Raw genomic sequence first — 22,439 nt, 5'->3', positions numbered from 1 at the left:
ATTCGCTGGCCCTGCTCTCTCATGAGCACGCCTCCTCGCCGGACAGCACGCTGAGCAGCCGTCGCGGTGTCGACGGTCCGCGCCCGTTGTGCGGTCTGGGCGGCGGCACCGAACCGTCCCGGGCACCGGGTGGTCGGCCCGGGCCGGCGGGCCGCAGTCCTGACAGGGCCTGGTCGACGTACGAGCAGAGCAGGTGGGTGGAGACCAGGTGCAGCTCCTGCACCACCTGCGGTTCGGGCGACGGCACCGCCAGGACCTCGGCGCAGGCGTCGGCCAGCGGGTTGGGCACCGGTCCGGTGAACGCCCAGCAGGTCAGCCCGGCGTACCGGCCGGCGTCGGCCGCCGCGAGCAGGTTCTCGCTGCGACCGCTGGTCGACATCAGCAGCAGCACGTCACCGGGTCGACCATGTGCCCGTACCTGCCGGGCGAACACCTCGGCGAAGCCGTAGTCGTTGCCGATCGCGGTCAGCGAGGAGGTCTCGGCGGTCAGCGCGATCGCGGAGAGCGGGGTGCGGTCGTCGCGGAGCTTGCCGACCAGCTCGGCGGTGAGGTGCTGGGCCTCGGCGGCGCTGCCGCCGTTGCCCGCGGCGAGCAGACGACCGCCGTCGGACAGGATCCGGGCGAGGTGGGCGCCCCACCGGCCGAGGCGCCGGGCGGAGTCGCGGTAGCCCGGCAGGGCTCGGGAAAGCTGGGTCAGGTGCGCGTCGAGAAGCAGTTGCCCGGACATCAGGCCACCGCCCCGCTGGTCTGGGGCGTGCCGCACACGGCGGCGTAGGCGGCGCCGAGCCGGGCCGCCGTCCGGGTCCACGAGTAGCCGGTACGGATCCGGTCGACGGCGGCGAGACCGTAGCGGTGCCGCCGCTGCGGGTCGGCGAGGAGATGGCGCAGCACCGCACCCAGCGTCTTCGGGTCACGGGGCGGTACGAGGTCGCCGGTGAGGCCGGGCACGACCGTGTCGACGAGGCCACCGACGGCCGCGCCGAGCACCGGTACCCCGCAGGCCATCGCCTCCAGCGGAGTCAACCCGAACGGTTCGTACCAGGGCGTGGCGACGAGGAGGTCGGCCGACCGGTACCACCGCGGCATCTCGTCCCGGGGCACCGACCCGACCAGGTGTACCCGGTCGGCGACTCCCTCTGACTCGGCCAGCGCACGCAGCCGGTTGGCGAACCCGTCCCCGCAGAGCCGCGCCGCCGGAGGGCCGCCGATCAGGACGTACTCGGCCTCGGGCACCATCCGCAGCGCCCGGACGACGTCCTGGAAGCCCTTGCGTTCGACCAGCCGGCCGACGCCCAGCAGCCGGGGGCGGCCCGGGTCGCGGCCGGCGGCGGGACCGTCCCGGGTGAAGATGCGCAGGTTGACCCCGGAGGGGACGACCGTGATGGCGGACTGCGGCACGCCCATACGGATCAGTTCGGCCACCTCGTCGCGGCACTGCGCGATGACCTGGTCGACTGCCCGGCCGAGCATCCGCTCGTACCTGATCCGCTGCGGCGGGCTGGTGTCGGCCGGGCCCTGGTGGCGGCGCTTGACGGTGCCGAGGGCGTGGTAGGTCTGCACCACCGGCACCCCGGTCTGCCGGGCGGCGGCGAGCGTGGCGAGGCCGCTCATCCAGAAGTGCGCGTGGGCCACGTCCGGGCGCCACAGCCCGTCCTGCCACTGCCGGGTGAGCCACCGACCGAAGTCGGTCATGTACGGCAGCAGCTCGTCCTTTGGCACCGGCTCGGGTGGACCGGCCGGCACGTGCAGCACGCTGACCCCGTCCCGCATCGGCACCACCGGGCTCTGCTGCGGCTGGTCGCGTCGGGTGTAGACGCGCACGTCATGTCCCTGGTCGGCCAGGGCCGCGGCGAGTTCGGCCACATGGGTGTTCTGTCCGCCGGCGTCCGGGCCGCCGAGTTCGGCGAGCGGACTGGCGTGTTCGGAGATCATCGCGATACGCATTGCTCCTCCTGAAGCAGTCGGTCCCAGTCCGCGACGAACCGGTCGAGGCCGTAGCGGGTGGTGGCGACCTGTCGGGCACGCTCACCCATCGCCCGCGCGGCGGTCGGATCGGCGATCAACCACGCGGCGGCGTCCCGCAGGGTGTCGAGGTTGCTGGAGAGGACGCCCGCCTCGGGCGGTACGGCGGCGACCGCCTCCGTGGTGGCCAGCACGACGACCGGCATGCCGATCGTCATCGCCTCCAGGAGGCTGAGCCCGAGCGATGTCCAGCGGCACAGGTGCAGGTAGGCCCGCCGTCGGGCGAGCTGTTCGTGCAATCGCGCCTGCGGCAGGTCGTAGGTGCCGAGGCGGTCGCCGGGCAGCCCGACCGCCTCGGGCAGCGCGTCGACGCCCATGCCGAAGACGTCCAGCGGGGCGACCGCGGCGAAGTGGGGGAAGAGGTCGGTGCCGGTGACCCGCCAGCGACGGACCGGTTCGTTGGTCACCACCGCCAGCCGGTCGAGGCTGCCGTCGTAGCGGACCGTCGGCGGAACGATGCCGTGCTCGACGACGGTGCTGCGGGTGGCACCGGTGTCCCAGAACAGGGCGTTGAAGTGGGTGACGTGCGCGACGAGCAGGTCGTCGCGGTCGGCCATCGGGTGCCGGGTGTTCGGTACGTCGCCCTTCGGGGTGTTGTGTTCGACGTAGACCGCCGGCAGGTCCCGGCCGGGGCGCCGGCCCAGCCACTTCTCGGCCAGCTCCAGTTCCTCCGGCCGTTGCAGGATCACCAGGTCGACCGGCTCGGCGGGGAGCCGCTCCGGAGCGACCTCGTGCACCGTCTCCGGCCAGTCGTACGTCCGGGCCCGGCCGAGGCCGTACGGCCCCCGGTCCGGCGTGACCGGGACCAGGTAGCGGTGCTTACCCTGGACGAACGCGGTGGTCCACGAGCCGTGCACGTGCCACAGCAGGATGTTCACCGTGCTCCTCCCGGTGTCGTGTAGTGGAACCCGGCCGGGTGGCCGGACCCGGCCGGCGGTGGTGGCGGCAGTGGCCGGGTTACCAGCAGGTCGACGGCGGCCACCACCTCGGCCGGGTCGACGCCGGCCAGACAGGGGTGACCGGGCAGCGGGCAGACGCCGGCGCGGCTGTCCCGGCAGCCGGCGCCGGCATCGCCGAGGCGTACCACCGGTACCCGGTAGGGTGCCCACTGTCCGAAAGGGACGGTGGGAGCGAACAGGCTGACCACCGGTGTGCCGACCGCCGCGGCCAGGTGCGCCGGGCCGGTGTTGCCGACCACGACGCAGGCCGCCCGGGCCAGGACCGCCGCCAGCTCGCCCAGCGAGGTACGACCGCCGAGGTCGATGCCGCCGCCGGCCGCCGCCACCTGTGCGGTCAGGTCCCGCTCGCCCGGGCCGCCGGTGACCAGCACCCGGTGACCGGCGTGGGTGAGCGCGGCGACGATGTCGGCGCACCGCCCCGGCGGGCAGGCCCGGGCCGGCACCGACGCACCGGGGTGCACGACCAGGTAGCCGGTGCGGACGTCCACGGGCGGTCGCGCGGGCAGCACGTCGGCACGCAGCCGCAGCGTGGGCTCGTCGCCGGCCGGCAGCTCGAAACCGGCGGCGGCGGCCAGCGACAGCGCCCGCTCCGGCTCCGGCATTCCGGCCGGCACGCGGTGGCGCAGGTCCAGCAGGCTGCCCGGATAGTCGTCACTGATCGCGCCGACCAGGGGTACCCCGGCCATCCGCAGCAGCAGGGCCAGTGGCAGGGCGGACTGGTGGAACGAGGTGAAGATCAGCGCCTGGTCCGCGCCGACGGCGGCGAGCCGGGCGGTCAGCTCGCGCATCGCTTCCGGCTGTACCGGGGCGGGTGCCGGGTCGATCCAGGGCAGTGGCCACTCGATCAGCTCGTCGACGCCGGGCAGCAGCCGCGCGGCGGCCCGGCCACGGGGCCCGCAGAGCATGACGACCCGGTCTGCCCCGGCGGCGACCGCCCGGATCGCCGGCCCGGTGACCAGGACATCTCCGGCCGAGTCACTGCGTGCCACCAGCACCGTGCCCCGCTGCCCACCGGCCCGCCACGCGGCCGTCGACAGCCGGCCGGTGGCCGGCGCGGCGCGCAGCAGTGCCTGGCGGCGGAGCAGTTGGTCGACCGCGTCGGCGAGATCGGCGGCGACCGACGGGGCGGCCGCGACCTCTTCGGGGCGGGTCACCGGCGTGGGTACCAGGATGCCGGCGGCACCGGCCGCGACGGCGGCCGTCATGTCCCGGCCGATGTCGCCGATCATTGCGCAGCGGCGCGGATCGGTGCCAAGCGCCCGGGCGGCGGCCGCGACGAGCCCGGGAGCGGGTTTGCGGCACCGGCAGCCGTCGCCGTCGCCGTGCGGGCAGATCTGCCAGGTGTCGAACGGACCCAGCAGTTCCTCGACCCGGGCGTTGACCGCCCCCATCTCGGCGGCGGTGAACAGGCCACGAGCCAGCCCGGACTGGTTGGTGACCACGCCGAGTCGCAGCCCGGCGGCGCGCAGCCGGGCCAGCGCCTCAGGGGCGCCGGGCATCGGACGTACCTTCTCCGGGTCCCCGTTGTAGGGCACGTCCTCGATCAGGGTTCCGTCCCGGTCGAGCAGGACGGCGTCGAAGAGGGGACGTGGCCGGCCTTCCCGCCCGGTCATCGCAGGTCCCCCGGGTACCGCCGGACCGGGCGCGGCGTCTCGTTCCGGTTGCGCCACCAGCCCCGCACCCAGTGGGCGACGGCGAGCGGCGGAATGACGGCGCTGGTCACCAACATCGTGGTGACCTCCGAGCGGGTACCCGGCCCCGGCGCGATCCGCGCGTACCCGAACCGGGCGGTACCGGCCAGCCAGGCCGCACCGGCCAGGGCCGCGGTGGCCGCGAACGGGCGGCCGGCCCGGGACCGGCGGGCGGCCGCCGCGCCGGCCAGGGTGACGGCGGTCAGCACCGCAGCGCCGGTGAGCGCCGCATGCTGGTGGCGTCGTCCCGCCGGCACGCCCAGGTCGGTACGCCAGGTCGGACCGTAGAGCCGGCGCAGCAGGGCGTCGTCGGCGTTGCCCCGCTGGGCGCGCAGGCTGATCCAGCGGTTCTCCGGCCGCACCGGGTGGACGACGGTCCGGGTGCCCCGGAGCAGCCGCCAGCCCGCCAGCCGTACCCGGTGGGCCAGCTCCGCGTCCTCCCGGTAGGCCCGGGGGAACCGCTCGTCGAAGCCCCCGACGGCAGCCAGCGCGGCTCGCCGGTAGGCCATGTCCGCGGTGATCCATTCGCCGTCGGCGAGGCCCGCGGTCACCCGTTCCCAGTCGGTCGGCGGACGATCGGTCGGCAGTGGCACCCGCACGACGCCCTGCACCCCGCCGACCCGGTCCGGCACGGCGAGGTCGGCCCGGAGCCGGTCCAGCCAGTCCGGTGCCGGCAGCACGTCGTCGTCGAGGAACGCCACCCAGGGATGCCGGGCCGCCTGCCAGCCGAGGTTGCGGGCCGCCGCCGGGCCGGCACCGCGTCCGCGCAGCACCTTGGTGTACGGCGCGAGGGCCCCCGGCACAGCCAGCTCGGCGCCGCCGGCCGGCCGGTCGTCGACCAGGAGAATCTCGAGTCCCGGCCGGTCGTGCACCTGTCCGGCGAGGGTGCTGAGCAGGTCCGACAGGCTGTCCCGACCGAGGGTCGGCACGACGACGCTGATCACCGCTGTGCTCCGAGGTCGCCGCGGTGCACGGCGTAGGGACCGATGGCGAGCAGGTCGACCGGTGCGGAGCCGAACAGTTCCATCGCCTCGCGCGGGGTGTCGACCATCGGCCGGCCGGCGGTGTTGAGCGAGGTGTTGACCACCACGGGCAGGCCGGTGAGCTGCTCGAACTCGGCCAGCATCTGCGCCACCAGCGGTTCGGTCTCCGGGTCGACGGTCTGTACCCGGGCGGTGCCGTCCACGTGTACCACCGCCGGGATCCGCTCCCGCCACACCGGTGCGACCCGGTGCACGAACAGCATGTACGGGCTGGGCAGCACGCCCTCGAAGATCTCGGCGGCCCGTTCGGCGCGGACCATCGGCGCGATCGGGCGGAACTGCTCACGGCCCTTGACGTCGTTCATCCGGCGGGTGGTGTCCGGGTCACCGGGGTGGGCCAGCAGCGACCGGTGGCCGAGGGCCCGCGGCCCGTACTCGCTACGCCCCTGGAACCAGGCGACGATGCCGTTGCCGGCCAGCACCCGGGCCGCCTCGGCGGCGATCGAGTCCGGTCGCCGGTACGGCAGCGCCGCGCGGCGCAGCTCGGTCTCCAGTTCCTCGTCGGTCCAGCCGCGGCCGAGATCGACGCCGGGCATCGGGCTGGTGGTGTCGCCGAGCACGCTGTCCAGGTGCAGCGCCGCGCCGAGGGCGGTCCCCGCGTCGCCGGCGGCCGGCTGCACCCACACCCGCCGGTAGGGCCCCTCGGCGGCGATGCGGGCGTTGGCCACGCAGTTCAGTGCGACCCCGCCGGCCATGGTCAGGGTGGCCGGACCGTCGGCCGCCTCGTGCAGCCAGCGGGCCAGGTCGAGGATCACCTCCTCCAGCCGGGCCTGCACGCTGGCGGCGAGGTCGGCGTGCTCACCGGTCATCTCCCCGTCCGGGGTACGGGCCTTGGCGAGCGAGGCCCAGTCGATCCGCTCGACGGTGAAGCCACCGTCGTCGGTGGTGCGGACCAGTTCACGCAACAGCCCCAGGTGGCGGGGCTGACCGTACGAGGCGAGGGCCATCACCTTGTATTCGTCGCTGGAGTGCAGGAAGCCGAGGTGCCGGGTGAGGTCCTCGTAGAGCAGGCCCAGCGAGTGCGGCAACTGCTGGGCGGCGAGCTGCCGCAGCCGGCCCTCGCGGTAGACCCCGCCCAGGTGGCTGGCGGTCTCGCCCCGCCCGTCGAGCACGAGTACCGCCGCACTGGTCGCGCCGGCCGGGTCCGGGGGCGCGGCCAGGCCGGCCGAGGCCGCGTGCGCGACGTGGTGCGGCACGAACCGCACGATCTCCGGGTCGAGGCCGGGCAGCACCTCGGCGAGGAACTGCGGCGCCCGTTCGGCGTACTCGACCCGCAGCCAGTCCCACGGGTCCGCCAGACCGAGTTCGGCCGCGTCCCGGCACAGCCCGGGGTCGAACGAGTACGCCACCGCGTCGAGGCTGGCCGGGTCGACGCCGGCCTGACGCAGGCACCAGGCGGCGGAGAGTTCGGGCAGTTCCCACGCGGAGAAGGGCACCGGTCGTTTTCCGTGCTTGCGCCGGCTGAACCGCTCCTCCTCGGCGGCGGCCAGCACCGTACCGTCCACGACCAGTGCGGCCGCCGGGTCATGGAAGATCGCGTTGATCCCGAGTACGCGCATGACGGCGCTTCTACCCCGGCCGGGTCCACGCCACACCGAAGATCAGCGTCTTCCTAAAAATCCCTATTGTCCATTAAGTTCGATCGACTGTCGACCGATCTCCGTGACGGCGCCCGCAACCGACCGCCCAGCTCACCCCGGCGCCCGCCGCCGCCCAACCGACGTCCAACTCAGAGAAGCTGGTCGATGGTTATCGGCAGGGAACGGATACGTTTGCCGGTAGCGTGGTAGACCGCGTTCGCGATCGCGGCGGGTACGCCGGGCAGCCCGACCTCGCCGACCCCTTTGGTGCCGACCGGGGTCAGCCGGTCCGGTGCGCCGACGAAGACCACGTCCACCTCGCCGATGTCCGCGTGCACCGGGACGAGGTAGTCGCCGAGGTTGGCGTTGGCGATCCGGCCGGTCCGGGCGTCGGTGCGGGTCTCCTCGAACAACGCCTGGCCGATCCCGCCGACGATCCCGCCGATGATCTGGCTGCGGGCCAACTTCTCGTTGAGGATCCGGCCCCCGTCGATCACCGAGACCACCCGGGGGATCCGCAACAGTCCCAGATCCGGGTCGACGTGCACCTCGACGAACTTCGCCGCGAAGGCGCCGGCCGGCGCCATCCCCACCTGCTGCGCCTCGGGCGGGGCGCTCGCCGCCTGGGCGGTCAGCTCGTCGAGCCCGTGCCGGGCCAGGATCGCGGAGTAGCTTTCGCCCTGCCCGGGGTTGGCGCGGTGGTGGATGCGCCCGCCGCTGACCGCGACGTCGTCGATCGTGCAGCCGCGCAGCGGCGACTCGGGATCGTCCGCGACGGTGTGGAGGAACCGCCGGACCAGCTCACGGCAGCTCGCGTACACGGCGTTGCCGAGCGCGCCGGTCAGCCCCGACCCGCCCGCCTGCGGCGCCCAGGGCATCTCCGAGTCGCCCAGGTCGAACCGGACCTGCGCCAACTCCAGCCCGAGCAGCTCCGCCGAGAGCTGCCACATCACGGTATAGGTGCCGGTGCCGATGTCGGTGGCGGCGCTGCTGACGTAGGCGGTGCCGTCCCGGCCGATGCTGGCCCGGGCCTCGCAGCGCACCTGCCACCACAGGTAGCTCACCCCGGCCATGCCGTAGCCGACCAGCCACCGGCCGTCCCGCATCGCGCCGACCCCGGGCTCACGGCGGGACCAGCCGAACCGTTCCGCCCCCACCTCGTAGCACTCGCGCAGCGCCTTGCTCGACCACGGCAGGCCGTACTGCGGCTGCGTTTCGGCGTAGTTGCGCATCCGCAGCGTCAGCGGGTCCAGGTTCAGCCGGTAGGAGAGTTCGTCCAGCGCCGACTCCAGCGCGAAGTTGCCCTGGGCCTCGCCAGGTGCCCGCATCGAACCGGGACAGGGGATGTTCAGCCGCCGCTGCCGGTCGCGGTGCGCCACGTTCGGGCAGGCGTACGAGTTGCCGCTGACCGACGCCACCGGCTCCATGTTCTCGTCCCCCATCGCCACGGTCTGCACGGACTCGTGGTCGATCGCGACCAGCTCACCGGTCCGGCGGGCGCCGATCCTGATCGTCTGCACCGTGTTGGGCCGGTGCCCGACCCCGGTGAACATCTCCGGACGGGAGAGCACCAGCTTCACCGGCCGGCCCACGGTACGGGCGGCGAGCACCGCCAGGATCACGTGTTGCCACACCCGCAGACCGGATCCGAAGCCGCCGCCGACGTACTTCGCGTACACCCGGACCGCCGGCTCCGGCAGCCCGAACACCTCGGCGACGGTGGTCCGCACGTTCGAGGTCCACTGGGTCGAGTCGTGGACCGTGACCTGGTCGCCGTCCCAGGCCGCCACTGTCGCGAAGGGCCCCAACGGGTTGTTGGTGTTCTCCGCCGTGCTGTAGGTCGCCTCGTGCACGACGTCGGCGGAGCCGAGCGCGGTGGCGACGTCGCCCCGCTCGGCGTCGGTGTCGAACGGGTTCGTACGCAGTTCACCGCGCGGGTCGTCGATCTCCAGCACCGGGTCGGCGCGCTCGTAGCCGACGGTGACGGCACGGGCCGCCGCCGCTGCCTGGTACGGCCGCTCGGCGACCACCACCGCCACGTACTGCCCGTTGTGCAGGATCCGGTCGTCCTGCAGCGGCGGGGGCGGGGTCGGTCCGAGGTTGTTCTCCGGTCCCCGGTTGAGCCGTGCCGCGTTGTGGTGGGTGAGCACCGCCAGGACCCCGGGCATGGCTTCGGCGGCGGCGGTGTCGATGCTGCTGATCCGGCCGGCGGCAATGGTGCTGCGTACCGGTGCGGCGTGGACCATTCCCGGATAGCTGACGTCGGACGGGTACGCCGCCGCGCCCGCCACCTTGAGCGGCCCGTCCACCCGGTCGACACCGGCCCCGACGACCGTGGTCGGCTCGGTCATGGTCACGGCTGGTACCCCGCGACGGTCTCCAGCGCCCGCACGATCGTCCGCCGGGCCAGCTCCGGTTTGAACGCCGTGCCCGGCACGACGAACGGTTCCTGGAGTTCGGCGGCCGCCGCCGACCGGAACGTCTCGGCGACAGCCGGGGCACCGGTCAGCACCCGCTCGGCGGCCCACGCCCGCCAGGGGACCGTCCCCACCCCGCCGAGGCCGACCCGGGCCTCGGTGATCCTGCCGTCCTCCACCACGAGCACGGCGGCGACCGAGACGAGGGCGAACTCGTACGAGGCGCGGTCGCGCACCTTGAGGTAGCCCGACCGGGCCGCCGGCGGCAGCAGCGGCACCGCGACCCCGGTGACCAGGTCGCCGTGCCGCAGCACCGTCTCGACGTCCGGCCGGTCGCCCGGCAGCACGTAGAACTCGGTCAGCGGAATCTCGCGCTCGCCGTCGACACCGCGCACCTGCACCACCGCGTCCAGCGCCACCAGCGGTACGCAGAGATCCGAGGCGTGCAGCGCGATACAGCTCTCCCCCGCCCCGAGGATCGCGTGCATCCGGGCCGCCGCACCCGTGATGGCCGCACAGCCCGACGACGGCCGCCGCTTGTTGCAGTCCGGCACCGTCGGATCCCGGAAGTAGCGGCAGCGGGTCCGTTGCAGGAGGTTGCCGCCGATCGTCGCCATGTTGCGCAACTGCGGCGACGCCCCGGCGAGCAACGCCGTGCGGACCAGCGGAAGACGCCGGGCCACCGTCGGATCGGCGGCCATCTCCTCCATCGTGGTCAGCGCGCCGACCCGCAACGTCCGGTCGTCGGCGGTGATCCCGGCAAGCGGCAGCCGGGTGATGTCGACCAGCCGCTCCGGATCGAGAATGCCGTCCTTGAGCATCAGGTCGACCTGGGTGGTGCCCCCGGCGAGGAACTGGGCCGCGGGGTCGGCGCTGACCAGCGCCACCGCGGTGCCCACGTCGTCGGGGCGCAGATACTCGAAGGCACGCACGGTTACGCCACCCCCGCGCGGGCGACCTCGCGGATGGCGGCGAGGATGTTCGGGTACGCGCCGCAGCGGCAGATGTTGCCGCTCATGAACTCGCGGATCTCCTCGTCGGAACCCGCGCGCCCCTCGCGGAGCAGGGCGACCGCCGACATGATCTGACCGGGAGTGCAGTACCCGCACTGGAACCCGTCGTGGCGCAGGAACGCCTCCTGCAGGGGATGCCGGTGCCCGTCACCGGCCAGGCCCTCGATCGTGGTCACCTGCCGGCCCTCGCACTGGGCGGCGAGGGTGAGGCAGGCGAGCACCCGCCGGCCGTCGACCAGCACGGTGCACGCCCCACAGGTGCCCTGGTCACAGCCCTTCTTCGTGCCCACCAGGCCCAAGTCGTCACGCAGCGCGTCGAGCAGGGTGACCCGGTTGTCGAGCCGCAGCCCGTGGTCGGCACCGTTCACGGTCAGCGTCAACTGGATCTGGGTGGCCCCGCTCGGTGCGGGCGGGCCCATGGCGCCCCCGATTCCGTCGTCTCGACTCACGTCTCCCCCGCTCCCCTGCCCGGAAATGCCGTACGGGATGGAGTATCTGCGATAGTTGGGGCAGATAAGGCCGGATTCGCGAAGCCGGCTCGACCGACATCGCCCCGACCGCCTCGACCGGTGAGCCGGAGCCCGTGGAAACTCGACGGACCTCGCCTCGACCGGTGAGCCGAAGCCCGTGGAAAGCGGAGGTCTGCGATCGCAGCAGGACGCCGCGTCGTCGATGTCCGCGCGCCCCGAAACCTTTCCGGATAGCCGGGACGACCCGGTGCAGGCACGCCGCGATCAAGATGATCGTGGCGATGGCGGCAGCACCCCGGATTCCACCGCCCGGGACCCCGCGCTCCGGCGGGCCGCCGTCCGGACCGGAGATCACCACTGAACCTTTCAACCCTGCACCGCGCGGCGCTCACACACCGCGTTTGACCTCGCGCTCGGACGGACCGAAAGGGGAGGTTGAAAAAGGTTCACTGGTCAGCCGCAGAGCGCCTCGTTCAGAAACGCGTCGACGGCGACGTCGAGGTCACCGGAAAAGTCGGGGGTCAGCGCGACCGTGACCTGGTGGCCACCGTCCTCGGTGGAGAACGACCAGGACTGGTACGCCACGGCATCGCCGTCGTTGCCGTACACCCGGACCCCGCAGGAGGTGTCCCGCCACCAGGCCAGCCCGAGCCCGTACCTGCTGTGCTCGACACCCGGTGTCTTCATCTCGTCGAGCAGGTGAACCGGCAGCAGGCGGCCGCCGAGCAGTGCGGCGAAGAACCGGTTGAGGTCTCTCGTACTGGAGATCATCTCGCCACCCGCGCCCATCACCGACGGATTCATCTTCGTGTAGTCGACGAGGTCCTCGCCGTCCTGTCCGGTCGGCACGTAGCCGCGCGGATGCGGACCGCGGATGCGCGGGAACGTGCCCGGCACCGACGTGCCGCGCAACCGCAACGGCTCGACGACCCGGCGCTCGATCTCCGCGCCGTACGACGAGCCGGTCACCCGATCGACGATCTGGCCGAGCAGCAGGTAGCCGGTGTTCGAGTAGCCGAAGGCCGAACCCGGGGGCTCGAACGTCGGGTTGTTCGCCACCGCCCGCGCGACCAGCTCGGCCGCGGTCCAGGTCCGCCACCGGTTGGCCAGGAAGTCCGACCTCGGCGGCATCGGCAGGGTGGCCAGGTAGTCGTACAACCCGCTGGTGTGGTTGAGCAGATGGCGCACGGTGACGCGGTGACCGCCCGGGACGACTCCGGGCAGCCACGCCTCGACCGTGTCGTCCAGCCGCAACCGACCCTCGTCCACGAGTTGCAGGACGACGGTGGCGACGAACGTCTTGCTGACGCTGCCGACCCGGAACCGGCCGTCAACCGGGACCGCCCGCGTCGTGCCCAGTTCGGCGACACCGCTGGTACCCCGCCACACGCCATGCTCGTCACGCACCTCCGCCAGCGCACCCACCGCGCCGGCGGCCACGACGTCGTCCAGCCGTCGCTGCAGCCCGAACCGGTCCGTTTCCTCCGGGGCGGCACGGGCAGCCGGCGCCGCGATCACCGCCAGCGCTGTCGCCGCAGCCAGCAGAGCCGCATGCACCCGCCTCATCCCGACCCCCTCGTGAGCAGTTCGTCAAGAACGAGCCTGACGAGTGAGGGACGGCCGACATATCCGGGAACGCCCTGGTTCTCCCCCGAAAGCTCGTCCGGGGCCCACCGCGAGTCGCGCTGCTCGACCCGGACCTTTTCCCTGCCGGCGACTGGGCGGGGTCTGGGCGGAATCTGGGCAGCTCCTCCTGGATGGTTCTATCCCACGCTGGCTCAGCACATCGCGGCCGGCCGCGGCCTCGTCCCGGCGGGCAGCGCCACGTTGCGACGTCCGCTGGCAGGCGAGCTGTCGGACCCGGCGGAACGGCGTGCTGTCGACACTGGTGGGAGAGAAGCCATGGCGGCCTTTGCGGTGGAGCTGGACGCGCTCGGACGGCTGAACGACGCGCGGGACGACACGGCGGTCGACTGCGAGCAGATCCGCGGCGACAACCTGGTGCGGTTCCTTCGCGTACCGGACCGGTGGGTTCCTGGCGAACCCCGAGAACGCGGTGAAGGTTGGGAAGGCGGCGCTCGCGGCCGCCGGCCGGTGCCGCCGGTCCGGTACCGCACCGGGGATCCGGCCGTCGACCGCGCCGTTCTCCGCCGGCCGACGTCCCGGTGACCGCGGAGCCGACCCGCCCGTCTCGCCGCCCAAGCCAGACGACGTGCCCGACGTCGAGGAACCTCGGCGGACAAGCACACACCGCCCTGCGCGACTGATATCGCCCGTTCACGCGGGGTTCACCAGAAATCGGTTGATCGTCCGTGGTCGGTGACCTGGCGCCTGGGCGGCCATTACCGCCCGCCGTCAGTTGGCCAGTTTCTGCCCGCCAACCGGGGGAACTCCTACGCTCGGCGTTCCCGCCGACGCGCGGCCAGCTCCGCAGGGCGGACGGGGGCGGCCGCAGGCCGTAGCCTTACCCGACGCACCCTGGGGCCATCCGCCCGGCGCGCCCGGCGATGACCTGCCGGATGCTCGGCCCGGCCGCACGGTGACCGAGGACACGGTGCATCCGGCGATCCAGAGGGGTGAAATCGGGTGTGTGACCAGAACCCGGACCGGCGAGTGACGTTGTGAGATGTACCCTCCCGACCCGCGATCCGGGTCTCCTCGCCAGCGACCCCGTCCCGGTGCCAGACGCGTCGGCCCAGGCCCTCGCGGCCACCTACCGGCAGCGTTGGGCGGTGGAGACGATGGCTGTCGCCCCCCACGACCGCCTGTTGGAGATCGGATGCGGGCGCGGAGTGGCCGTCTCCCTGGTCGCCAGCCGGCTCGTCACCGGCCGGATCGTCGCGATCGACCGCGCGGCGACGATGACGCGGCTCGCGACCGAACGTAACGCGAGCCACATCCGGTCGGGCACGGCCGAGATCCGACTCGCCGAGTTCGAGTCGGCCGACCTCCCGACCCGGTACTTCACCAAGATCTTCGCCGTGAACGTCAACCTGTTCTGGCTGGGTGCGGCGACGCGACAGATCCATCGGATGCGGAACCTGCTGGCTCCCGGCGGGCGGCTCTACGTGTTCGGCGAGCGGCCCACCTCCGCGCACCCCGTGGCAAACGTCACCTCGACCGAACGGTTGCTCCGCGCCCAGGGGTTCAGCACCACCAGATCGATGGAGGTCCGCGGGCAGGGCCGGGTGCTCACCTGCATCACCGCCACGCCGACGTCCTGAGGCGAGCGGCGGGGAGTCCACGCCGACATCGGAGTGCCCACGATCGCCGCATACTGGCGGTCACGTCACGGCCCGGGGCCGGCCCGTCCGGCCCCGGCGCCTTCGCGAGGGCGAGGACTCAGCCGCGGACCGGTCGCAGCGCGAGCCGCCGCTGCGGCTGGTCCGGATCGAAGACCGGACGCCGGTCGATCCGGGCGCGGACCTCGTCCGAGCCGAACCGGTAGTCGATCCGGCGCACCGCCTCGGCCCAGTCCGTCCTGGTGCGGATTGCGCGCAGGCACTCCAGGACGAAGGGGTCGTGCCACCGGCTGCGGGCGCGTTCCCACAGCACGAACGGATCCTCGGTCAGCAGGCTGCCGACGGTGCCCTCGTAGATCGGCATCGCCCGCACCCTGCCGTCCGGTTCGATCTCCAGTGGACGGAAGTCGGGGTGGCTGGCGATGTAGTCGGGGTGCATCTGCACGCCGAAGTTGTCGGTGGTGGAGACGGTGACCGACGCCGGCACGGCCTGCTGGAGCCGCTGCCTCGTCCCCTCGTCGACCAGTGCCGCGACCTGCTCGTCGGTCAGCATCTCGTGCGCGCCGTACGACACCCGACTGGCCAGGCCGGTGGGCACCACCGCGCCGAACGCCACCTCGCTCAGGTTCGGGAACCTCGGCACGACGGAGGTGCACATCTCGTCGAGCTGGTGGTAGTTGCTGCGGACCACCACGTTGTCGATGCCGTACCGCAGCGGGGACTCCCCTGCCGCGACACGCCGGGCGCTCTCCGCGTCGAGCAGTGCCAGCGCGGCCATGGCCCGGTCGAAGGAGCCGGCGCGGCCACGGATCCCGTCGTGCACCTCCGCCGTGGCGCCGTCGACGCTGACCACCATCTTGGCGACCATGCCGGCCAGGTCCCGGACCGTCCGCTCCGGCAGTGACCAACCACTGGTGTACAGGAAGACCCGTACGCCCGCCGCGGCGAACCGTTCCACCACCTCCACGATGCGCGGCACGGTGAGCGGTTCACCCCCGCAGAGCGTGATCATGATCGGCCGGAAGGTGATCAGCGCGTCCGCCACCTTCAGCATCTCCTCGTGGCTGAGATTCTGCGGGCGCCGCCGGCCCGACTCGGTGTAGCAGTGCGAGCAGCGCAGTGGACAGGCGAAGGTGACGTCCCAGATGAGGACGTTGGGACCTGCGTCGACATTCATGAGACGGGTCTCCCGAAGGAATCGGCAGTGCGGTCGCCGGAACTGTACGGGCGGCGAACCGCCCGGGACATCGGCGACGGATACGCAAGCGGCACCACCGGATACGCAGGTCCGGCCCACCGACGGCGTACGCGTACCGGTCGGCCCTCGGTGGCGCCGGCACGGCGGTTGCGTACCCGACTACCGATTCCCCGGTGCGCCGTGGCACCTAGCGTTCTGGCGTGGCGGCCGCCACGGTGCACTGTCCGTCGCCAGCAGAGGAGGTGGATCATGCGCGCTTACCCGCCGGTCGACGCCTCGTAAGGGGCCAGGTGCCTGATGGCGGTGGCCACCCCGCGCGGGTGGCCACCGCGGCGCTGTACCGAACCCGTCGACGTCACAAGGAGTGTGCCCGTGTCGACCTCACCGACAGCCGGCGTGACCCGCCGCCCCGGCAGTGTGTCGGCGCTCGTCCGCGAGCTGCCGCGGGTCAACGCCCCGCTCACCGCGCTGCTCGCCGCGCTCGTCGCCGGACAGGTCGCGGGCGTCGTGCTGCTGCCGCTGGCGATCGGCCGACTGGTCACGGCGCTGACCGCCGGCGGTGGTCCGGCGGCGTCCCGAGCGGCGTGGTCCGGGCTCACCCTCCTGGCGCTGGCCCTCGTCCTGGACATCGCCCTGGAGCCGATCCGCGCGATGGTCACCGCCAAGCTGAGTACCGCGGTCGACGGCAGCCTGGCCCAACGCACCGTCGAGGGCGCACTGCGCCCCACCGGGGTCGCGCACCTGGACGACCCGGACGTCGCCGACCGGATCGAGCAGGCGCGCGGGGTCGGGATCGGCGGTCACGCCCCCGGACAGGCCGTCAACGCGCTGGCCGCGCTGGTCCCGCTCCGGCTCACCGGGTTGGCGTCCGCGGTCCTGCTCGGCTGGGCCGGACAGTGGTGGATGCCGGTCGTACTCGGCGCCGCCTGGATCGTCACCGGCCGCTGGCAGGAGAAGGAGATGGCCCGTGCCGTCGTCGCCAACACCGCGCGAACCGTTCAGCTACGGCACGCGGCGTACCTGCGCGACATCACGGTGACCGCGCCGTCGGCCAAGGAGCTACGCCTGTTCGGCCTGCACCAGTGGCTCGCCGAACGCTTCACCCGGGAATGGTGGGACGGCATCGTCGAGATGCGCCGCAAGACCACCGACGGCCGGCGGCACCTGGCGGCGAGCGGGCTGCTGCTGGCGGCACACGTCGTCGTCGTGGTACCGCTGGCGTACGGGGCCAGCACCGGCGACCCGTCGGTCGGGCACCTGACCATCGCCCTCCAGGCGCTGCTGGGTCTGTTCGCCCTGGGGTTCACCGGCGACCTGCAACGGCGGCTGCACCTGGCCAGTGCGGCGGTACCGCCGGCGCTCGCCGTGAGTGCGCTGGGAGGCCAGCGGCCCGCCGTCGCCGGACAGGCCGCGACCGGGCTGCCGCACCGGGAGATCCGCTTCGAGCGGGTCTCCTTCGGATATCCCGGCGACGCCCGCGCGGTCCTCGACGACCTGGACCTGGTCATCCCGGCCGGGTCCTCGCTGGCGATCGTCGGGGACAACGGCGCCGGCAAGAGCACCATCACCAAGCTGCTGGCCGGGCTCTACCGGCCGGACGCCGGCCGGATCCTCGTAGACGGGCGGAACCTGCACGATTACGATCTCGCGAGCTGGCGCCGGCAACTGGCCGTCGTGTTCCAGGACTTCGGCCGGTACCCGTTCTCGGTGCGCGACAACATCGCCTTCGGCGCCGTCGAGGCGGCCGGCACCAGGGACGCGGTGGTCGAGGCCGCCCGGCTCGGTGGTTTCCTCGGCGTGGAGCAGGGGCTGGCGGACGGCTGGGACACCCCGCTGACCAGCGCCTACACCGGCGGGACCGAGCTGTCCGGCGGACAGTGGCAGCGGCTGGCGCTGAGCCGGGCGCTCTACGCGGTGCGGCAGGGCGCCAAGGTCCTGGTCCTGGACGAACCCACCGCGCACCTGGACATCGAGGCGGAGTACGAACTCTACGCCCGGTTCCTGGAGATCACGGCCGGCATCACCACGATCCTGGTGTCACACCGGTTCGCCACCGTCCGGCTGGCCGAGCGGATCGCGGTGGTGCGGGGCGGCCGGGTGAGCGAGTACGGCAGCCACCACGAGTTGCTCGCGGCCGACGGCCGGTACGCCCAGATGTTCCGGGTGCAGTCCGCGCCCTTCACCGATCCGGCAGGAGGCCGTCGTGGGTAGCTGGTTGAGCGCCGCCCGCCTGGTGGTGGGCGTCGCGGTCCGGGCGGACCCGCGACGCGCGGTACTGGTCATGATCTTCGTCCCGCTGTTCAACATCGTCGCGGCGGCGCAGGCGCTGGGGCTGCGCAGCATGGTCGACGGCGCGGTCGCCCGGCAGGTCACCGAGGCGCTGACCGGCGGTCTGGTCCTCGTCCTCGTCACCGTCTTCGTGCACCAGGCGAGCGCGGTCGCCACCGACCTCCGGCAGGTGCTCCAGCAGCGGGTCGGACTCGAGTTCGACCGCCGTCTGATGGCGTTGTGCTCCGGTCCCGCCCACGTCAGCCACTACCACGACCCCGAGTTCCTCGACACGGCCGAGCTGGTACGGCAGCGCCGCACCGAGTTCGGCGGTGCGTTCGCGGCGCTGGTGGAGAACGCCGGCCTGCTGGCCCGGTTCGTCGGCGCGGTGGCCCTGATGGCCGTCGTCAGTCCGGTGCTGGCCCTGCTTCCGGTGTTCATCGTGCCGCTGGCCCTCGCCATCCGCGCTCAGGCGGGTATCGTCGCCGCGGCCGAGGTGGCCGGCGCCGAGGCCGACCGGCAACGCGCGGCGCTGCTGACCCTGGCCACCGATCCGGCCGCCGCCCCCGAGGTCCGGCTGTACCGGCTGGGCGGCGAGATCGCCGCCCGGCACCGGGAGGCCTTCGCCGTCTCGGCGCGCCGCCGGGAAGCCGCCCGGGCGCGCGGCGCGGTCGCGGTGGCGGCCGGTTGGCTGCTGTTCTGCGTCGCGCTCGTCGGCGGGTTGTACATCGTCACCCGGTCCGTGCTCTCCGGCACCGCGTCGGCCGGGGAGGCGGTCCTGGTGCTGCTGCTCGGCACCCGGCTGGTCGGCGCCACCACCGGACTGAGTTTCCTGATCGGATGGCTGCGCCGTTCGCTGCACACCGTCGCGCTCTACCAGCGGCTGGCCGGATATCCGCACCCCGGTGCCATTGTCGGGCGGAGCCGGGACCTGCCCGAGCGCGGCGACCTCGTCCTCGACGGCGTCAGCTTCCGGTACCCCGGCGAGGCGACTCCGGCGCTGGGCCCGATCGACCTCCGGCTGCCGGCCGGCGCCACCGTCGCGGTCGTCGGTGACAACGGTGCCGGCAAGTCCACCCTGGTCGCGCTGCTGGCCGGCCTCTACCCGCCGTCGACCGGGCGCATCACGTTCGGCGGGCAGGACCTGGCGCAGGTGGACCCGGACCTGTGGCGGAGCCGGGTCACCGCGGTCTTCCAGGACTTCTGCCGGTTCGAACTGCTGGCCAGGGAGTCGGTCGGCGTCGGCCGGCTCGGCGCGATCGACGACCGGGAGGCGGTGAACGGCGCGCTGGAATCGGCCGGCGCGGCCACCGTGGTGGCAGGGCTGCCCGCCGGCCTCGACAGCCGGCTCGGCCGGACGTTCCCGGACGGTACCGACCTGTCGTCCGGCCAGTGGCAGAAGCTCGCGCTCGCCCGGGGCCGGATGCGGACCGCACCCACGGTGGTGCTGCTCGACGAGCCGGCGGCGAGCCTCGACCCGGACAGCGAGGCCGAACTGCTGCGCAGGTACCTCGCACCGGGCGGGCCGGCCACCGACGCGCCGATCACCGTCGTGGTGTCGCACCGGCTCACCACGGTGCGCGACGCGGACCTGATCGTGGTCCTGCACGAGGGCCGGATAGTCGAGTACGGCCCGCACGCCGAGCTGGTCGACCGGGCCGGTCGCTACGCCGAGATGTACGCGCTGCACGCCGCCGCGTACGTCTCCGGCCCGACGGTCCTGGAGTCGACTGCGGCGGCGACCCGGGGCGAGGTCCGGGCAGGCTCGGGTCAGACCAGGTAGGTGTCCGGGGTGGTGGGCGACCCCGGAACGCCCTCGGCAGCCCGGCTGAACCAGTCCGCCCGCAGCTCACGACGGGAACCGATGCCGAGTTTCCGGTACACCCGGGCCAGGTGGCTCTCGACGGTCCTGGCCGACACGACCAGCCGGGTCGCGATCTCCCGATTGGGCAGACCGGTGGCGGCGAGGGCCGCGACCTCGTTCTCCCGGGCCGTCAGGGTCGGCGACGCGAGGTTCGGTGCGGGCAGGCCGAGGGCGCCGCGGAGCCGACCGGCCAGCGCGACGGCCCGGGCGTAGTCCTGGTCGCGCCCGGGCAACACCCAGGTGGCGGCCTCGGCCAGCCGCCATGCCGGCCGGTGCAGCCCCATCTCGGCGAGCCGGGTGGCGTGTTCGAGCAGGCCCGCGCGGTCACGGCTGAGCAGCGCCAGCTCGCCGCGCGCCTCGGTCACCAGCCGCCTCGCGTCCACGTACCGCAGACAGCGGGCGACCCGGTCGGCCAGCGCGACCGGCTGGTCGGCGGGCGGCAACCGCGCCGCCCAGGTCAGATACTGCAGCTCGACGCTCCAGCAACCCGCCGTGTGTGCCGCCGCCACCGCCTCCTCCAGACGCCGCCCGGCGGACCGGGTGTCGCCTCGGGCAGCGGCGACCGCCCCGTCGGCCCACGGCCGGAGGCCCGGCAGCACCGCCAGCCGGTCCGGCGGCTCCACGTCCAGCACCCGCTGCGCGTCGTCCGGTCGCCCGGTCCCGGCAAGCGACACGGCGAGCCACGCCGACGCCTCCGACCGGAACGGCCGGAAACCGACCGCCTGTTGCGCCAGCGCCTCACGCAGCGGCGCGATCGCGGCGGGGTACTCGGCACGGAGCAGCCGTGCGTACCCGACCAGCAGCGGCCAGTCGACGGCACGTAGCCGGGTTCCGGGTACCGTCCCCGGTGGCCTCGGCCAGCGCCCGAGGATCGGATCGGTGACCGGCAGCGACGCGCTGCCGTCCCGCCAGAGCCCGACCAGGGCCAGCGCCGCCGCGGCCAGCCCCGCCGTGTCCGGGGCCCCGGCGCCGCCGCCGGCATCCGCCGCCACCGCCGCGCCGGCGGCGGCCGCCTCGTCGGTGCGGCCCACGAGGGCCAGCGCCACCGTACGGACGATCCGGCACCGCAGCGCGGAAGAGCCGCCGGCCGACCCGGCGCCGGGCAGCCGGTGCAGCAACCTGTCGGCGACCCGGATGGCCTCGGCCGGGCGCTGACCGACCAGCAGGACGAGCGCGTCGGCGCCGTCCACGACGTCGGCCCCGGGTGCGTCCAGCGACGCGACGGCGCGCAGCGCCCGCAGGTCGGCGTGGGCGGACGCCGGGTCACGCTCGGTCGCACAGCGGTGCAGGGCGAGCGCCGCCGAGAGCACGATGCGGCCGGCGGCCGAACGGTCGGACGCGGTCGCCTGGTAAAGTATCGACTGCGCCTCGCGTCCGGTACCCCGCTCGGCGAGCGCGTCGGCCAGCACGACCGTGGCGCGCGCGGACCGGTCCCGACCGAACGCGATCCGCGCCAGCCGGAGCGCCTGCTCCGGATCGTGCGAACGTATCCGCCGGGCGGCATCCGTCAACACCGCCCCGGTGACCGGCGCACCCACGGCCACCTGCCAGCGGGCGACCGTGACCGGATCCGGTGCCGTACCACCGACTTCGTGCGCCGCCTCGACGAGCGCCGACGCGACCCGCCGCCGCCGGGCCGGTGACACCTGTGCCCAGGCGATCGCCTGGAGCAACGGATGGCTGAATCCCACGGACACCCCGTCCTCGGTGTCCGTGGTACGCAACAGGTCCAGATCCTCCAGCTCCTCGACGGCAGCCGGGGCGACCCGGTCGACCAGCTCGATCGGCAGGTCATCACTCACGGCGAGCGCGGCCAGCGCGTCCCGGTGGGTCGGGGTGAGCCGGTTGGGTTCGGGAAGGAACAGCTCGACCAGATGCGGTGGCACGCTGAGCGGACCACGCCACCACCACAGGCCCCGGTCGCGGACCAGTCGGCCGGTGGCGGTGCCGTGCCGGACCAGCTCGGTCGCCAGTCGCGGGTTGCCGCCGGTCCACTGGTAGACAAGCTGCACGGTGGTCGAGGCGACTGCGTGACCGAGCATCGCCTGCATCAGGGTCGCCGTCTCCGCCGGGTCCAGCGGTGGCAGGTCGACCCGACGCAGATGCCGGTCCTTCCAGAGCGCCACGACGGCGTCGGGCGTCGCCACGTCGGCCCGGGTGGTGACCATCAACCGGATGTGACTGTCGTGCGCGAGACCGAGCAGGGTACTCGCCGACCGGTCGTCCATCCAGTGCGCATCCTCGACGACCAGCAGGGGCGTACGTGATCGTCCACGTCGCACCAGCTCGGCGCGGATCCTGCCGGGGACGAGGGCGAGGTCGCCGGTGACCGGAAACAGCTGGCAGAACGGTCCGAACGGAATCGGACGTCCCGCCTCGGTGGCGGTGGTACGGGTGACGGCGTAGCGGTCGGTCGACAGTTGCCGGGTCACGATCTCGACGAGTGTCGTACGGCCGGTCCCCCGCTGCCCCACCAGTACGGCCCCCCGGTCGGTGGTCAGCGCGGTGATGATCTGCTGGACCAGGCCGGATCGTGCGACCAGTGGTGTCCGGATGCGGTCCACGGATTGCCCCTCCCTGCCGCGGACACCGACATCTCGCCAGATGTCGAATGTGTCGTTCGGAAATTCGGTTCGGCGACGCCGATTACGAATATTTCCTGATCGTCGGAA

16 protein-coding genes are annotated in these 22,439 nt (G+C 73.3%); 4 read left to right on the top strand and 12 right to left on the bottom strand.

What is annotated here, in order from left to right; translation table 11 throughout:
* Positions 1-19: 19 nt before the first annotated feature.
* The 10 genes from ACQEVC_RS28250 to ACQEVC_RS28205 form a co-directional block, all read right to left on the bottom strand.
* On the bottom strand, positions 20-730 hold the full coding sequence (locus ACQEVC_RS28250) for a D-sedoheptulose-7-phosphate isomerase (RefSeq protein ID WP_432891734.1): 711 nt from the start codon (positions 728-730) through the stop codon (positions 20-22).
* Entirely contained in the window at positions 727-1,944 is a 1,218-nt protein-coding gene (locus tag ACQEVC_RS28245; RefSeq protein WP_432883299.1) for a glycosyltransferase, read from the bottom strand. The genes ACQEVC_RS28250 and ACQEVC_RS28245 overlap by 4 nt, the downstream gene beginning before the upstream one ends.
* Positions 1,929-2,900, bottom strand: coding sequence for a glycosyltransferase (locus ACQEVC_RS28240; RefSeq protein WP_432883297.1), 972 nt, complete (start codon positions 2,898-2,900; stop codon positions 1,929-1,931). The genes ACQEVC_RS28245 and ACQEVC_RS28240 overlap by 16 nt, the downstream gene beginning before the upstream one ends.
* Positions 2,897-4,594 (bottom strand): HAD-IIIA family hydrolase, encoded by a 1,698-nt coding sequence (locus tag ACQEVC_RS28235; protein ID WP_432883294.1) that lies wholly within the window; start codon positions 4,592-4,594, stop codon positions 2,897-2,899. The genes ACQEVC_RS28240 and ACQEVC_RS28235 overlap by 4 nt, the downstream gene beginning before the upstream one ends.
* Complete coding sequence (locus ACQEVC_RS28230) at positions 4,591-5,616, bottom strand: glycosyltransferase family 2 protein (protein WP_432883292.1); 1,026 nt, start codon at positions 5,614-5,616, stop codon at positions 4,591-4,593. The genes ACQEVC_RS28235 and ACQEVC_RS28230 overlap by 4 nt, the downstream gene beginning before the upstream one ends.
* Positions 5,613-7,274 carry a carbamoyltransferase family protein gene (locus ACQEVC_RS28225; protein ID WP_432883289.1) on the bottom strand — a complete coding sequence of 554 codons (1,662 nt, stop codon included), beginning with the start codon at positions 7,272-7,274 and terminating at the stop codon, positions 5,613-5,615. Before ACQEVC_RS28225 ends, ACQEVC_RS28230 begins: the two co-directional genes overlap by 4 nt.
* A 170-nt stretch (positions 7,275-7,444) precedes the next feature.
* Complete coding sequence (locus tag ACQEVC_RS28220) at positions 7,445-9,646, bottom strand: xanthine dehydrogenase family protein molybdopterin-binding subunit (RefSeq protein WP_432883286.1); 2,202 nt, start codon at positions 9,644-9,646, stop codon at positions 7,445-7,447.
* 2 nt (positions 9,647-9,648) lie between these two features.
* Positions 9,649-10,644, bottom strand: a complete 996-nt coding sequence (locus tag ACQEVC_RS28215) for an FAD binding domain-containing protein (RefSeq protein ID WP_432883283.1) — start codon at positions 10,642-10,644, stop codon at positions 9,649-9,651.
* Positions 10,645-10,646: 2 nt separating this feature from the next.
* The gene (locus ACQEVC_RS28210) at positions 10,647-11,144 is read right to left on the bottom strand and encodes a (2Fe-2S)-binding protein (protein WP_432891731.1); all 498 of its coding nucleotides are present in this window, start codon (positions 11,142-11,144) and stop codon (positions 10,647-10,649) included.
* A 504-nt stretch (positions 11,145-11,648) separates the two neighbouring features.
* Complete coding sequence (locus ACQEVC_RS28205) at positions 11,649-12,761, bottom strand: serine hydrolase domain-containing protein (RefSeq protein WP_432883280.1); 1,113 nt, start codon at positions 12,759-12,761, stop codon at positions 11,649-11,651.
* A gap of 336 nt (positions 12,762-13,097) precedes the next feature.
* Here ACQEVC_RS28205 and ACQEVC_RS28200 point away from each other — a divergent pair, with 336 nt between their 5' ends.
* Both ACQEVC_RS28200 and ACQEVC_RS28195 read left to right on the top strand, forming a co-directional pair.
* Positions 13,098-13,364 (top strand): hypothetical protein, encoded by a 267-nt coding sequence (locus ACQEVC_RS28200; RefSeq protein WP_432883277.1) that lies wholly within the window; start codon positions 13,098-13,100, stop codon positions 13,362-13,364.
* Positions 13,365-13,873: 509 nt separating this feature from the next.
* A complete protein-coding gene (locus tag ACQEVC_RS28195) occupies positions 13,874-14,419 on the top strand; it encodes a class I SAM-dependent methyltransferase (RefSeq protein ID WP_432883274.1) in 546 nt (181 codons plus the stop codon).
* Between the two features lie 118 nt (positions 14,420-14,537).
* Here the strand turns inward: ACQEVC_RS28195 and ACQEVC_RS28190 are convergent, their stop codons facing one another.
* Positions 14,538-15,614 carry a radical SAM protein gene (locus tag ACQEVC_RS28190; RefSeq protein ID WP_432883272.1) on the bottom strand — a complete coding sequence of 359 codons (1,077 nt, stop codon included), beginning with the start codon at positions 15,612-15,614 and terminating at the stop codon, positions 14,538-14,540.
* A 393-nt stretch (positions 15,615-16,007) separates the two neighbouring features.
* On the opposite strand from ACQEVC_RS28190, the gene ACQEVC_RS28185 reads away from it, so the two are divergent.
* Both ACQEVC_RS28185 and ACQEVC_RS28180 read left to right on the top strand, forming a co-directional pair.
* Positions 16,008-17,846: an ABC transporter ATP-binding protein gene (locus ACQEVC_RS28185; RefSeq protein ID WP_432883270.1), complete on the top strand. Its 1,839-nt coding sequence runs from the start codon at positions 16,008-16,010 to the stop codon at positions 17,844-17,846.
* Entirely contained in the window at positions 17,839-19,686 is a 1,848-nt protein-coding gene (locus tag ACQEVC_RS28180; protein WP_432883268.1) for an ABC transporter ATP-binding protein, read from the top strand. The genes ACQEVC_RS28185 and ACQEVC_RS28180 overlap by 8 nt, the downstream gene beginning before the upstream one ends.
* Here the strand turns inward: ACQEVC_RS28180 and ACQEVC_RS28175 are convergent.
* Entirely contained in the window at positions 19,674-22,331 is a 2,658-nt protein-coding gene (locus ACQEVC_RS28175) for a LuxR C-terminal-related transcriptional regulator (protein WP_432883265.1), read from the bottom strand. The two genes, ACQEVC_RS28180 and ACQEVC_RS28175, sit on opposite strands and share 13 nt — an antisense overlap.
* Positions 22,332-22,439: the final 108 nt, after the last annotated feature.

The sequence above is a fragment of the Plantactinospora sp. CA-294935 genome (assembly GCF_050936445.1).
GTDB lineage: Bacteria > Actinomycetota > Actinomycetes > Mycobacteriales > Micromonosporaceae > Plantactinospora.
Note: the sequence above shows the minus strand (reverse complement) of the source record. Positions and strands in the feature narration are given on the sequence as shown.